Origin of the sequence: Ensifer sp. ENS07, assembly GCF_014852185.1 — a bacterium.
GTDB classification, from domain to species: domain Bacteria; phylum Pseudomonadota; class Alphaproteobacteria; order Rhizobiales; family Rhizobiaceae; genus Ensifer; species Ensifer adhaerens.
This window is the reverse complement of sequence record NZ_JACVBE010000099.1, coordinates 1-252: the sequence shown is the minus strand read 5'-3', so window position 1 is coordinate 252 and position 252 is coordinate 1. Positions and strand designations below refer to the sequence as shown.

1 protein-coding gene and 1 pseudogene are annotated in these 252 nt (G+C 55.6%); one reads left to right on the top strand and one right to left on the bottom strand.

What is annotated here, in order from left to right:
• Positions 1 to 127, bottom strand: a pseudogene (locus tag IB277_RS37825) (ISNCY family transposase); the annotation flags it as partial.
• Here IB277_RS37825 and IB277_RS39150 point away from each other — a divergent pair.
• Positions 97 to 252, top strand: a 156-nt coding sequence (locus tag IB277_RS39150) for a DUF5372 family protein (RefSeq protein WP_371813781.1), incomplete at its 3' end; no start/stop codon positions are given. The pseudogene IB277_RS37825 and the gene IB277_RS39150 overlap by 31 nt on opposite strands.

Here is a 252-nt window from a genome sequence, read left to right as displayed (position 1 = left end):
TGTTGAAATCTGCAATGAACTCAGGCGCATAGACATTGGCAGCTTCGATCGTATCGATACCGCGAAGTCGCATCTCCTTGACCAGCCGATCCTGCAATGTCTGGTTGGCACGCTCCACTCGACCCTTCTTTCAAGTCCAGGACTGCAGTTCGTACTGACACTCAAGCCCGCATAGAGTTCGAGGTTACGCACCCGTTCCATCCGTGGCGCGGACAGCGCTTCGTGCTGTCGACACGCAAACAGAACTGGGGC